At 38.2% G+C, this 13,491-nt stretch carries 14 protein-coding genes; 8 read left to right on the forward strand and 6 right to left on the reverse strand.

Annotated elements, in window-relative coordinates; translation table 11 throughout:
• Window positions 1-43: 43 nt before the first annotated feature.
• The 5 genes from VI621_RS09045 (at window position 44) to VI621_RS09065 (ending at window position 5,703) form a co-directional block, all read left to right on the forward strand.
• Window positions 44-646 carry a glycosyltransferase family 4 protein gene (locus tag VI621_RS09045; protein WP_324218057.1) on the forward strand — a complete coding sequence of 201 codons (603 nt, stop codon included), beginning with the start codon at window positions 44-46 and terminating at the stop codon, window positions 644-646.
• Between the two features lie 139 nt (window positions 647-785).
• The gene (locus tag VI621_RS09050; RefSeq protein ID WP_324218058.1) at window positions 786-1,925 is read left to right on the forward strand and encodes a glycosyltransferase; all 1,140 of its coding nucleotides are present in this window, start codon (window positions 786-788) and stop codon (window positions 1,923-1,925) included.
• Window position 1,926: 1 nt separating this feature from the next.
• Complete coding sequence (locus VI621_RS09055) at window positions 1,927-3,273, forward strand: O-antigen ligase family protein (protein ID WP_324218059.1); 1,347 nt, start codon at window positions 1,927-1,929, stop codon at window positions 3,271-3,273.
• Window positions 3,245-4,252, forward strand: a complete 1,008-nt coding sequence (locus tag VI621_RS09060) for a glycosyltransferase family 4 protein (RefSeq protein ID WP_324218060.1) — start codon at window positions 3,245-3,247, stop codon at window positions 4,250-4,252. Before VI621_RS09055 ends, VI621_RS09060 begins: the two co-directional genes overlap by 29 nt.
• A 56-nt stretch (window positions 4,253-4,308) precedes the next feature.
• A complete protein-coding gene (locus tag VI621_RS09065; RefSeq protein ID WP_324218061.1) occupies window positions 4,309-5,703 on the forward strand; it encodes an exopolysaccharide biosynthesis polyprenyl glycosylphosphotransferase in 1,395 nt (464 codons plus the stop codon).
• Window positions 5,704-5,972: 269 nt separating this feature from the next.
• Here VI621_RS09065 and VI621_RS09070 read toward each other — a convergent pair whose 3' ends face one another.
• Window positions 5,973-7,118, reverse strand: coding sequence for a DUF4105 domain-containing protein (locus tag VI621_RS09070; protein WP_324218062.1), 1,146 nt, complete (start codon window positions 7,116-7,118; stop codon window positions 5,973-5,975).
• Between the two features lie 46 nt (window positions 7,119-7,164).
• Entirely contained in the window at window positions 7,165-8,148 is a 984-nt protein-coding gene (locus VI621_RS09075) for a PorV/PorQ family protein (RefSeq protein WP_324218069.1), read from the reverse strand.
• Window positions 8,149-8,426: 278 nt separating this feature from the next.
• Here VI621_RS09075 and VI621_RS09080 point away from each other — a divergent pair, with 278 nt between their 5' ends.
• A complete protein-coding gene (locus VI621_RS09080) occupies window positions 8,427-9,137 on the forward strand; it encodes a CDP-alcohol phosphatidyltransferase family protein (protein ID WP_324218063.1) in 711 nt (236 codons plus the stop codon).
• 12 nt (window positions 9,138-9,149) lie between these two features.
• Complete coding sequence (locus tag VI621_RS09085) at window positions 9,150-10,019, forward strand: glycoside hydrolase family 25 protein (protein WP_324218064.1); 870 nt, start codon at window positions 9,150-9,152, stop codon at window positions 10,017-10,019.
• Between the two features lie 59 nt (window positions 10,020-10,078).
• Here the strand turns inward: VI621_RS09085 and lptB are convergent, their stop codons facing one another.
• The 4 genes from lptB to VI621_RS09105 all read right to left on the reverse strand — a co-directional run bounded on the left by lptB (window position 10,079) and on the right by VI621_RS09105 (window position 13,045).
• Entirely contained in the window at window positions 10,079-10,819 is a 741-nt protein-coding gene (gene lptB / locus VI621_RS09090) for an LPS export ABC transporter ATP-binding protein (RefSeq protein ID WP_324218065.1), read from the reverse strand.
• Between the two features lie 105 nt (window positions 10,820-10,924).
• On the reverse strand, window positions 10,925-11,272 hold the full coding sequence (locus VI621_RS09095; protein WP_324218066.1) for a carboxymuconolactone decarboxylase family protein: 348 nt from the start codon (window positions 11,270-11,272) through the stop codon (window positions 10,925-10,927).
• Window positions 11,256-12,080, reverse strand: a complete 825-nt coding sequence (gene tatC, locus VI621_RS09100) for a twin-arginine translocase subunit TatC (protein WP_324218067.1) — start codon at window positions 12,078-12,080, stop codon at window positions 11,256-11,258. Before tatC ends, VI621_RS09095 begins: the two co-directional genes overlap by 17 nt.
• The gene (locus tag VI621_RS09105) at window positions 12,080-13,045 is read right to left on the reverse strand and encodes a KpsF/GutQ family sugar-phosphate isomerase (protein WP_324218070.1); all 966 of its coding nucleotides are present in this window, start codon (window positions 13,043-13,045) and stop codon (window positions 12,080-12,082) included. The genes tatC and VI621_RS09105 overlap by 1 nt, the downstream gene beginning before the upstream one ends.
• 86 nt (window positions 13,046-13,131) lie before the next feature.
• Between VI621_RS09105 and VI621_RS09110 the strand changes: the two genes are divergently transcribed.
• On the forward strand, window positions 13,132-13,491 hold a 360-nt coding region (locus tag VI621_RS09110; RefSeq protein WP_324218068.1), incomplete at its 3' end, for a DEAD/DEAH box helicase.

Here is a 13,491-nt window from a genome sequence, read left to right on the forward strand (position 1 = left end):
GGAGAAGGGAGACTTGGAGAAGGGAGACTTGGAGAAGGGAGACTTGGAGAAGGGAGACTTGGAGAAGGGGCGACTTGGGGATGAGGAGAGCGGGGGAAGAGGAAATCTGGAGAAAAGGGTTATTCGATTCCTTTTTGTAGGGACTTTATCAAAAGGGAAGCGACCCTTGTATGCCCTTCAATTGGCAGAACAGTTGCATGTAGCCGGCTATAGGGTTTATTTGGATTTGTATGGAGAAGGGGCAGAACGAAACGCATTAGAAACCTATATTCAGGAAAAAGGATTGCAGGACGTCATCATGTTACACGGTAATCAAACCGCTGCCACTGTACAAACCGCTTATGAAAACAGTCATTTTTTAGTGCTGCCTTCGCAAAGTGAAGGATGGCCGAAAGTAGTGGCAGAAGCCATGTTCTGGGGCTGTGTCCCCATTGCCAGTGCCATATCCTGTGTGCCGAATATGTTAGGGAATGGCGAAAGAGGGATTATTTTGACAATGGATTTAGAAAAGGACATACAACAAATAAAAAGGACCCTCGATAACGAGGCATTGTATCAATCTAAAGCTGGAAAAGCGGTGCTTTGGTCGAGGCAGTACACTTTGGATTATTTTGAGGAAGAGATTAGGTTGTTGTTGGGGAGTTAGGAGTTATGAGTTGTGGGTTATGGGTTAGGAGTTGTTGGTTAGGAGTTATGGGTTGTCTGTTGTGGGTTATGAGTTATGAGTTGTGGGTTATGAGTTGTGGGTTATGAGTTATGAGTTATGAGTTATGGGGTTATGAGTTATGAGTTGTGGGTTATCAGAGAACACAGAACGGACAACAGACAACGGACAACTGAAAATAGAGAACGGAAAACAGACAAAAATGCGGATACTTCAATTAATAGACAGTTTAGAAACCGGTGGTGCGGAGCGTATGGCAGTCAATTATGCCAATGCTTTAGCGGGACAAATCGCATTTTCAGGATTGGTGGCGACCAGAAAAGAAGGCGATTTGAAAAGCCAGCTGCAATCGGGGGTAGCTTATCTTTTTTTAAACAGAAAAACTACTTTTGATGTCAGGGCGCTCTTCCGATTGCGACGTTTTGTTTCAATAAGTAGGGTGACTATTGTTCAGGCACACAGCAGTTCTTTTTTGCTGGCGGTATTATTGAAACTGGTCTATCCCAAAATAAAAATTGTTTGGCATGATCATTATGGAAATAGTGAGTTTTTGGACCAAAGAAAGAAGTTGGTTCTTCAAATGGGTTCGTTGTTTTTTCACAGAATTATAGTGGTCAACGAATTGCTTAAGAAATGGTCACTGGCCCACTTGTTTTGTAAGGAAGTCATTTATCTACCTAATTTTGTGTTTTTGGAGGATAATAAAGATAACATTCATTTGAAAGGAGAATTAGGAAAAAGAATACTTTGCCTGGCCAACCTGCGTCCTCAAAAAAATCATGACATGCTGCTGGAGGTCGCAAAAAAAATAAAAATCACCTTTCCCGACTGGACTTTTCATTTGATAGGAAAAGATTTTAAAGACGCGTACTCAAAAACAATCCATAAAAAAATAATATCGGACGGTTTGCAGGAAACTGTTTTTATTTATGGGGCTTCCAATGCGGTGGTTTCAGCCCTACAGCAGTCGACTATCGGAGTTTTAACCTCTTTGTCAGAAGGGTTGCCCGTCTCCCTATTGGAATATGGCTATTTTGGATTGCCGGTGGTGGCCACTGCAGTCGGTGAAATTCCGAAAGTGATAACTCCTAAAAATGGTGTATTGGTAGCTTCGGGAGATGTGGCTTCATTTGCACAAGCCCTTGAAAAACTAATGGGCACTATTGATTTCAGGAAATCCATTGGAGAACAATTAAAAAAAGACATACATTTGAACTATACGCAAGAGCCGATTATAAAAAAATATCTGGAAGTATTATAACATGAGGATTGACAAAAAAAATAGTTACATCATATTACTCCTGATTCATGCTGCGATAGGAGTGGCTGTTTTTACCGTTCCGTTTCTGTCCAAAATCTACAGCCTTCTTATTTTTGGATTTTGCATTTATTATCTGATTAAAACCCAAAACAGGAATAACGAAGCCTTGGTTTTATCGGCTTATGTGGTGGGTGTTGAGGTTTTACTGAGAATGACTGATGGGATGCACTTTAATGAATATGCTAAATACAGTGTCATGATTTTTTTGTTTATCGGTATGATTTATACCGGATTTTCAAAAAATTCGTATTTGTATTGGATTTTTTTAATTTTATTGGTGCCAAGTGTCGTTTTGTCAAGTGTAACGCTGAATTTTGAAACCAATATTCGAAAAGCGATAGCGTTTAATATATCGGGTCCGGTATGTCTGGGGGTTTCAGCGATTTATTGTTACCAACGGCGCATCACACTAGACCGGTTAAAAGAAGTGCTTACCGCTTTTTGCTTTCCTTTGGTTTCGATTGTGATTTACCTGTATTTATACACGCCAAGTATTAAAGATGTGGTGACGAGTACGCAATCTAATTTTGAAACTTCGGGTGGTTTTGGACCCAATCAGATGGCCACTATTTTAGGCTTTGGTATTTTTCTTTTTTTTGTTCAGATGCTGATCAATTCTTCGAGTATCAAACTGCAGTCGATTAATGCAGCCCTGGTCCTGGTTTTCGCTTTTCGAGGTATTGTCACTTTTTCGAGAGGGGGTGTAATCACCGGAATACTAATGATTATTTTGCTATTACTGGTGTTGTATTTTCGGGCCAGTTTAAAAGGGAAATCGAAAATAGGGATTATTTTAATTTTTTCTTTTTTGGCCTCGTTGGGGGTTTGGGGGTATAGTTCCGCACAGACCAGTGGCTTGATAGACAAGCGTTATGCCAATGAGGATGCGAGAGGCAGAAAAAAAGAAAGTGTATTAACCGGAAGAGAGCAATTGATCGCCTCCGAATTTCAGATGTTCCTGGACAACCCTATTTTTGGGGTTGGTGTGGGTAAAAACAAAGAGTATCGGGAAGAACAAACCGGGATTGTAGCGGCTTCCCATAACGAATTAACACGGATGCTGGCCGAACACGGGTCATTGGGGCTGTTGGGACTGCTGATTTTGCTTTTTACGCCACTACTTTTGTATTTAAACAACCAGCAGAATATTTTTGTACTGTGTTTTTTAGTTTTTTGGCTGTTGACCATCAATCATGCAGCCATGCGAATGGCAGCCCCTGCTTTTGTTTATGCCCTTTCATTATTAAAAGTTTATAGCGTTGAAAAACCTACTGTACCTCGGGAATAAATTAGCAAGACATGGGTTGAATCAAACCACTATGGAAACCCTTGGGCCACTTTTGGAACGGGAAGGTTTTACGGTGACTTATGCTTCGTCTCAAAAAAACCAACAGCTCAGGATTCTTGACATGCTTTGGCGTGTGTGCCGAAACCGACAAACGGATTATGTGATTATTGATACCTATAGCACGGCCAGTTTTTGGTATGCTTTTGCGACAAGCCAATTGTGCAGGTTGCTACATATAAAATACATTCCGTTTTTACACGGCGGAAATTTACCGAAAAGGCTTCAGAAAAACCCCGTAATTTGTAAAATGATTTTTAAACCGGCCTATAGTAATGTGACGCCGTCCTCTTACTTATTGGAGGCTTTTCAAAAACAAGGGTACACCAATGTGACCTATATTCCCAATGCGATTGAAATCAACAGGTATCCTTTTAAAGAAAGAACAAAGGGAGAACCCAAGCTGTTGTGGGTGCGTTCTTTTGCCGAAATCTATAACCCAACCATGGCTATTGAAGTTTTGGATGCTCTAAAGAAAAGACACCCGGAAGCCACCCTTTGCATGGTCGGACCCGATAAAGACGGCAGTTTATCCAAAACCAAAAAACTCGCCGAAGATTTGGGATTACCGGTTCTTTTTCCCGGAAAACTGACCAAAGAAGAATGGACAGCCTTATCCTGGGACTATACTATTTTTATTAATACGACCCATTTTGATAACATGCCTGTGAGTGTGGTTGAAGCCATGGCATTGGGACTGGCAGTCGTATCCACGAATGTGGGAGGTATTCCTTTTCTATTGGAACACAACAAAGAAGCTTTGCTGGTTGAAGATAACGCTGTTGAGGAAATGGTTTCCGGAATTCAGAAATTGATAGAAAAACCTGATTTATTTCAGGAATTGGCCACACAGGCAAGACGCAAAGCAGCAGCGTTTGATTGGGAAATCGTCAAACAGCGATGGTTTAATATTTTGCAATAAGGTGCTTTTTTCATATATTTGAGTACCTTGCACCAGAAAAACAGCTTAATAACACTATGTTATCCCAGAAAAAAATACATTTTGAAATATCGGAACGTAAAATTCTATTAAGAGTTTTTGACGTATTATTTGTCTTTATGGCACTGTATATAGTCGGAATTGTTTTTGATTTTGGGTATTTGGAAATGACAAAGGACAATTATTATTGGGTAATTGTACTTGGATTTTACATTACGCTTTTTGGGGCTGTGTTTGAAATGTATAATTTACAAATAGCCAGCAATCAGTTCCAAATCATTAAAAGCATCATTCTTACGTCTTCTACCACAGTGCTTTTTTATTTACTGACCCCTTATTATACGCCGGTATTGCCGTCTAACCGATTGCAGATTATTTATTTTTTCATTGCCATTTTACTGGCATTGTTCATTTGGAGGATGCTCTACCTGAATTTTTTTGCTTCGCATCGTTTTATCAAGAAAGTAATTTTGGTCTGCGATTGTGATCAGGCAGAAGAATTAATAACCGGTTTAGAAAGTGCGGATCCCCATTATAAAATAATGGGCTATATCGATTCTGACAAAGAAAGCGGAAAAACTTGTGGTTACAATAATATCAAAAACATCGCCCTTGAAGATTTGGATGAATTTGTTCAGAAAAATCATATTTCAGAGCTTGTGATTGCCTCTCAGGATACCGAGGGGATTACGGTGCTTTTATACAACAAACTACTTCATTTACTGGAAAATGGTTTTGTGATTAGGGAATATACACAAGTATACGAAAGCAGCACCCATAGGATTCCTGTGCAATATGTGGCCAGAGATTTTTATCGTTATTTCCCTTTTAGCAGAAACAATCAAAATAAATTGTATTTGTTAGGAGTGAGGGTTATGGAATGTCTCATTTCTGTTATAGGACTGTCAGTCGGAATTGCGCTAATTCCTTTTATTTTAATCGGAAACTTTCTGGGAAGCAAAGGACCGTTATTTTATACTCAGGAACGAGTTGGGAAGAATGGGGTCGTTTTTAAAATATTCAAATTCAGAACGATGGTTCAAAATGCGGAAACTGCAGGAGCTGTTTTCGCGGTACAGAATGACATGCGCATTACCCCGTTCGGGAAGTTTTTGCGCAAAGCGAGATTAGACGAGTTCCCTCAGTTTATCAATATTCTGAACGGTGATATGGCTGTAATAGGGCCAAGACCAGAAAGACCTTTCTTTGTAGCCGCCATAGCCGAAGTAATGCCTTTTTATGAAACACGACATGTAATCAGACCAGGTTTAACCGGATGGGCGCAAGTGAATTATTCCTACGGGGAAACCATAGACGAGAGCCTTATAAAACTGCAATATGATTTGTATTACATCAAACATCGAAGCATCTTTTTAGATGTTAATATTGTCGTTAAGACTGTAAGTACGGTTTTGTTTTACAGGGGACAATAGAAGAGTTATGGGTTATGGGTTTTGAGTTGTGGGTTATGGGTTGTGGGTTATGGGTTTTTGAGTTGTGGGTTATGAGTTATGGGTTATGAGTTATGGGTTATGGGTTGTGGGTTATGAGTTATGGGTTGTGAGGAGAAATTAAAAAGGTAAATAATCTGACAGCCATATTGCTTATTAATCGAACTATCGAATAATCCAATAATCGAACTATCTAATAACCGAATAGTATCAGTAAAGGGCCATGTGTTATGATAGTTTGTAAAATACTCTTATGGTTTTACGGCAGTTCCCTGATTTTTATTTTGAATAGCCAACTTCACCAAGCCAATTAAACTGGTTATAATCAATGGCAATACAATGACTAAGTGGATTTTATTCATCATGATAACCAGATAAATTGCGATGGATAAAAGGGCCAATAAAGCAATAAGGTACATCCATTTTCTGTTGTTTTTCAGATAAAAGTAAATCAGGAACAACAAGGCCGGATTAAACAATAAGATGTTGTAATTGTACTCCAGTTCTTTGTGTAAGGAATAAAACCCGACAAAGGTCAGGAACAATCCGAGTAATCCCATCAGAAAAAAATAGACCATATAGATGCGATTGTTATTTACTATGACCACTATCAAAAGCAGTAAGCTGAAGGAATAAAAATTATTCCACCATGAAATGGGCGTTTTCTCTTTTTTAAACTCGAGTATTGTCGTGTTTTTTTGGCAAATTGGCTCTTTGTTGTATTGAATGTTTGCTATACTTTCCTGAAGTTCCGCGGGTAAAAACAGTTGTTCCCCTTTTAAATCCACCTTTTTTCCGAAAATAATACTGATGCCTAATTTTTCATAAAAATGATCCTTGAAATAAGGATATAATATTTCCCGATAGGTTTTTTCCTTATCCGTTGTTTTTACGATGACTTCTTTTCCGAGGGTTTTATTGATGATGTTAATCACCATCGTAGTACAGTTTTTATCAATAAATTTATAAGTATAAAAACGCTCTTCTGATACCAAAGTCGCATTTAAATCGTCAAATAATTGTTGTTTCTGAACTTGTGAAAGATTTAGGACCTGCTCATCAACGGATCTTTTGTCATATTGGTATTCATATAAAAAATCATTATAGGAACTGTTGGTCGCAAAATATTGCAAATCACCCTTTATGAATTTTAATACAAAATTTGGCGTATTGAAATCGAAAGCACCATAATTATACACTTCGTCAATATGATTTTGCTTATCGGTTATGTGAATGGCTGTGTGGCCAAATAAGGAATACATTTCAGCACCATTGCCACAGGTAATCACGCTGACAGTAGTGTTTTCGGAAAGTGGAAGCATCTGGCTAAAAGCTTTATTTGCGGAAGAAATAACTAGTAAAAAGAAGCAGATAAAGGTAATTTTTATTCGATGCATTTTAGTTTTTTTGTCTGTTTTGAATGAAGTTTAAAAATGGAATCCGCTATCTGAAAATGCCCAGATCCACTTTTACGGAGAAAATATTTGAATACAAAGCAGCACTCTGATCACCTAAATCAGTCAACGCGTAGTCAATTTGAATGCCTTTGTATTTGAATCCCAAACCTACATTAGGCTGAAATCCGACTTTGTCTGTTCCGTCAATTTGTTGGATATTTTGGAAATTACCAACCCCGGCGCGTAAGAAAACCAAATCGGTATATCCGAATTCAAATCCCAAAGCCGGATCAATACTCAAAGCATCGGTAGCAATAATATCGTTGGTTCTGGTAAAACGCATATTCAGATTGGCTGCTGCCATCAGGCTGGTATCATTATGGAACTCGAATTTTTTAGACATTCCCAATTGTGCTTTTGGTAAAGTAATTTCGGAGCTTTCCGGTAGTTCCTGATTTTGTCCTTCGACCGCATCTTTTATTTTGTTGTATTCTTCTTCGTCAATGGACCAAACATTGTAGGTAGTCGTAATATCGCGAACCATCAATCCAAATTTCCAGTCATTGCGTTCAAATTGCAGTCCGACATCAAAACCAAATCCCCAGGAGTTAGCGAATTCCCCAATCACACGGCGAATCACCTTGGCATTGATGCCATATTGAAAACCCGGAACCGGCAGTTTTCTGGCATAAGAAAAAGTCAATCCGTAATCGGCTGTAGAAAATAAACTGATGCGATTGTAATCAATATTTCCCTGGTCATCAATTAATTGCGTGGTGTTTAGAATGTCATCCACTCCAAAGCGAATCATGGAAACGCCCCAGGCACTTCTTTCGTCAATTGGCATGGCAAAAGCCGCATAATCATATTGGGCAATATTGGCAAAATAACTAGCATGCATCAGCGAAACCTGTTTGTCCTCTAATCCGATTAAACCCGCAGGATTCCAATACCCCGAATTGACATCATTCGTGCTCGCTGTCACCGCATTAGACATTCCCAAAGCTGCAGCATCCACACCAATATTCATGAATTCGTTTGAGTATTTTCTGATGGCCTGACCATACCCAAAGGAAGATACTAAAAGTAAAGTGATGAATAGTATTTTTTTCAAAGCAAATTATTTTTACAAACTGAAGTCAGTTTATTTTTTTTATCAAAAATATACATTTTTAATGAGGTTACTTCTTCCTTTAACGAAATAAACACTAAAGAAGCATGATCCGATAAAAATCTCCAATAAAAAACGTACTTGTCTTTAACTTATTGTGCTAAATTTGTGAACTTTGAAAATCTAACGGTATAACCATGAATATTAAAAAACACATTCCGAATTTAATTACGCTTCTCAATCTTTTTTGTGGCTGTATTGCCTTAGTTTTTGTCAGTAAACTGGATTTTGAAATGGCTTTTTATTTTGTTTGTCTCGGCATATTTTTAGATTTTTTTGACGGCTTTTTTGCCAGATTATTCAAAGTGTCCAGTCCGCTTGGTTTGCAATTGGATTCTTTGGCCGATATGGTGACCAGTGGCGTCGTGCCGGGATATGTAATGTTTATGCTGCTTGTGGGTGATAATGACCCGTTTTCTCCTCAGGGGATGGTTGCCTTTCTTGGGTTTATTGTCACTCTAGGATCCTGTTACCGTTTGGCCAATTTTAATATAGATACCCGTCAGACCGATTCTTTTATCGGATTACCAACCCCTGCCAATGCCTTGTTTATCCTGAGCATGCCCTTGATTTTAAGTACTTATGAATCTGGTTTTATTCATCAGCTATTAAGTAACCAATGGGTTTTATTGGGGATTACAATAATAAGCGCTTATATTTTGAATGCCGAGATTCCTTTGTTTTCTTTAAAAATTAAAAAGTTCAATTTTAAAGACAATGCCTTGCAGATCATATTTTTGCTGTTATCGCTTTTACTTTTGATTTTCTTTAGCTTTTTGGGAGTTGCCCTGATCATCATTTTTTACGTTTTACTGTCAGTTGCCATGAATACTATTCAAAAAAAGTAATCTCATAACTGCATGAAAAAACCGATTGCCAGAAAAAAAGCCGCTGTTAAGCGAAAACCCAGAGCGAAGAATAAGGACCCTTTTTTCTCCGGAAACAGATTGCGTTTTTCGCTGATCGTCTTTTTTATAGTGTTGTTGTTTACTGTCGGATATCATTACAGGAATGGGTTGGCCTATTATTTTAGTTTCAAATCAGATAAAACTTTAAAAGAAAAAGCCGAGGCCAAACGCATTTCGGATGTTCGGAATTATCAGGTGTTACAAAAACACGAAGGTAAAGTAGTTGGTTTTGACGTTTCTGAATTTCAGGGAAAAATTGACTGGACTCTGGTCGATACCGTCGAAGAAGACTATCCGCTGCAATTTGTTTTTATCAGAGCCACCGCAGGAAATGATAAAGTGGACACGCAATTTAAACGCAATTGGCGTGGTGCCAAAAGAAAAAATATCATTCGCGGTGCTTATCACTATTACCGTCCCAATGAAAATTCCCTTGAACAAGCCGAACTTTTCATTAAAACCGTACAACTCAAAAAAGGGGATTTGCCTCCGGTCCTGGATATCGAGAAATTACCCAAAAACCAATCGATAGACAGTTTAAAAGTAGGTTTAAGACGTTGGTTGAAAAGAATAGACAAACATTATAATGTAAAACCCATTATTTATTCCGGCGAAAGTTATTATAACGATTTCCTGAAAGATGAATTCAGCGAATACCCATTCTGGATTGCCAATTATAATTTTTTTGTTGAAGAAATAGGCGAGAACTGGTTGTTTTGGCAATTTACGGAGAAAGGTACTGTTCCCGGAATAAAAGGCAATGTGGATATTAATATTTATAACGGAACGCCGAAGCAGTTGGGGTATCGGACGATGAATTAGTTGTGGGTTATGAGTTATGAGTTATGGGTTATGAGTTATGGGTTATGAGTTTTTGGTTATTAAAACTCGATTTTCTTCTTTCTTAATTCAAAATTCTGACCTAAATAGACCCGTCTTACCATTTCGTCTTCGACTAATTCTTCCGGGATTCCGGCTTTTAAGATTCCGCCTTCGAACATCAAATAGGTTTTATCGGTAATGGCCAAGGTTTCCTGTACGTTGTGGTCGGTAATCAAAATTCCGATATTTTTGTTTTTTAATTGCGCTACAATTCTTTGAATATCTTCCACCGCCACCGGGTCAACTCCTGCAAATGGTTCATCCAATAAAATAAACTTTGGGTCGGTAGCCAGACATCGGGCAATTTCAGTACGGCGTCTTTCACCACCGGAAAGTAAATCGCCACGGTTCGTACGAATGTGTTGCAATCCAAATTCATCAATCAGGGATTCCATTTTGGCTTCCTGTTCTGCTTTTGTGAGCTTCGTCAGTTGCAAAACGCTTAAAATATTGTCCTCGATACTTAGTTTTCTAAAAACAGAAGCTTCCTGCGCCAAATAACCAATTCCCTGTTGGGCTCTTTTGTACATCGGATAATCGGTAATATCCATATCGTCAAGATAAATATGCCCGGAATTGGGTTTTACCAAGCCTACAATCATATAAAAAGAGGTTGTTTTTCCGGCTCCGTTTGGGCCTAAAAGACCCACGATTTCTCCTTGATTCACTTCTACCGAGATGCCTTTTACAACACTTCTTCCTTTGTATGTTTTGACTAAATTTTCTGCTCTTAAAATCATATTCCGATGGTTCGATTATTGGATGGTTCGATACTTCGATGTTTCGATGGTTTGCAAATTAACAAATAAACGAATGAATGCATCAACAAATTAACAATAGATTAATTATTCGTTGCTTTCTAAAGCTTCCCAAAATTCATAAGCCCTGCGGAGATGAGGCACGACAATGGTTCCGCCGACTAAGGTGGCAATTCCCATCGCTTCCATCATTTCTTCTTTGGTTACTCCTTCTTTATGGCTGGTTTCCAAATGGTATTTGATGCAATCATCACAACGCAAAACAGCCGAAGCCACTAAACCTAAAAGTTCTTTGGTTTTCACATCCAGCGCACCTGCTGCATAAGCATTGGTGTCTAAATTGAAGATTCGTTTTACAATTTTGTTGTTATCCGCTAACAACTTTTCATTCATTACAGAACGGTACTCATTGAAATCTTTAACTAAGTTGCTCATCTTTTTTGTTTTTATTTTTGATTACTATGGCTGAGATTATAATACTCGCTTCATAAATTAATAACATCGGAATCGAAACAATAACCTGACTCACCACATCCGGAGGTGTAACTATGGCAGCGACGATTAATACGATTACGACGGCGTATTTTCTGTATTTTCTTAAAAAAGAGGCGGTAACCAAGCCTAATTTTGTCAGGAAATAGATGATAATGGGCAATTCGAAAAATAATCCACAGGCAATAACGGATGTTTTGATCATTCCTACATAAGATTGAATGTTAAATTCATTCTTAATCACTTCACTTACTTTGAAAGTCGCGAAAAAGTTGACCGACATCGGAACAATCACGAAGTAACCAAACAAAACGCCCATAAAAAACAGTAATGAAGAAACAAAAATAAACAGTTTTGCGTGTTTTTTTTCCGTTTGATAAAGTGCCGGGCTGATGAATTTCCAAACTTCCCATAAAATATAAGGAAATGCCAGTATGAAACCAGCTGTGATACACGTCCAGACTAACATGGTGACCTGTCCTTCCATATCGGTGTTCTGGATAATAAAAGGCATGTCGGTAACGCAAATGCTTTCAGCAAATCCCAATTGGTGCGATAAATCACAAAAGAAACGGTAGGTGATAAAATTGGCATTGGTGGGTCCGAAAATGATTACATCAAAAATATAATCACTGAAAAAAAAAGTGATTGTGGCCATGATTATAATGGCAATCGTACTTCGAACCAGTAACCATCTTAATTCTTCAAGATGATCTAAAAACGACATTTCGTTAAGATTTTTCTTCTCCATTATACAATTCCCTCTTTTAAAATGTCATGCAGATGCAATACCCCTTTATATTCATCCTGATCAATTACAACCAATTGTGTAATGGAGAAATCTTCTAAAATATTTAGGGCATCGACTACCATATCAGTCAATTGTATCATTTTTGGATTTTTTGTCATGATGTCCTTCGCAGTTAAATCGACAAAAGTGTCTCTGTCATTCAGCATTCTTCGGATATCGCCATCGGTAATAATTCCGATTACTTTATTGTTCTCGACTACTGCCGTTACACCCAGTCTTTTTTCTGAGATTTCAAAAATCACTTTTTTGATGCTGGAATCTGGTGAAACGGTCGGTTTGTGTGTTTGATCTAGCATGTCACCCACCCGAAGCAGTAGTTTTTTACCCAAAGCACCACCGGGATGGTATTTGGCGAAATCTTCACTTTTGAAACCTCTCATTTCCATTAAACATACCGTTAACGCGTCTCCCATAACCAATTGTGCCGTGGTGCTGTTGGTTGGTGCCAGATTAATTGGACAAGCTTCGGCATCGATTGTGGTGTTTAAAACATAATCGGAGCCTTTGGCCAAAAAGGAAGTCATGTTTCCTGTAATGGCAATTAACGTGTTCCCAAAACGCTTTAAAATCGGCACCAAAACTTTTATTTCCGGACTGTTTCCGCTTTTTGAAATACAAATGACCACATCTTCAGGTTGTACCATTCCCAAATCGCCATGTATCGCTTCGGAGGCATGCAGAAACATCGATGGTGTTCCGGTAGAATTCATAGAAGCGACAATTTTTTGAGCTATGATGGCACTTTTTCCGATGCCGGTAACAATCAGTCGACCTCTGGAATTGAAAATAATTTCGGTGGCTTTTGCAAAATCATCTGTAAGAAAATCAATAAGTTTTGCAATAGACTTACTTTCGGAAAGAATGGTTTGTTTGGCTGTCGCCAATATATTGTCTTTTGTTATCAAAACAGAAATTGTTAAAGTTTGTAATGTATTAAAGAAAGTTGTATCTTTATATGCCACAAATTTATGTAAAATACCATTAATAAAGAATGAATTCAAACGAAATTGATATCCATAAGGAATTAAAAAAATATTTTGGTTTCAACCAATTTAAAGGATTACAGGAACAAGTTATCAAAAGTATCATCACTGGCAACAACACTTTTGTTATTATGCCTACCGGTGGTGGAAAGTCACTTTGTTACCAATTGCCGGCATTAATTCATGAGGGGACAGCTATTGTTGTTTCTCCTCTTATTGCTTTGATGAAAAACCAAGTGGATGCTATCAGGAGTTTATCTTCCGAAAGTGGCGTGGCACACGTATTGAATTCCTCCCTTACCAAAACCGAAATTACTCAGGTAAAAAAAGACATTACCTCCGGTTTAACCAAGCTGCTTTATGTAGCT

The organism is Flavobacterium sp. (assembly GCF_035292545.1).
In the GTDB taxonomy this organism is placed as follows: Bacteria; Bacteroidota; Bacteroidia; order Flavobacteriales; family Flavobacteriaceae; genus Flavobacterium.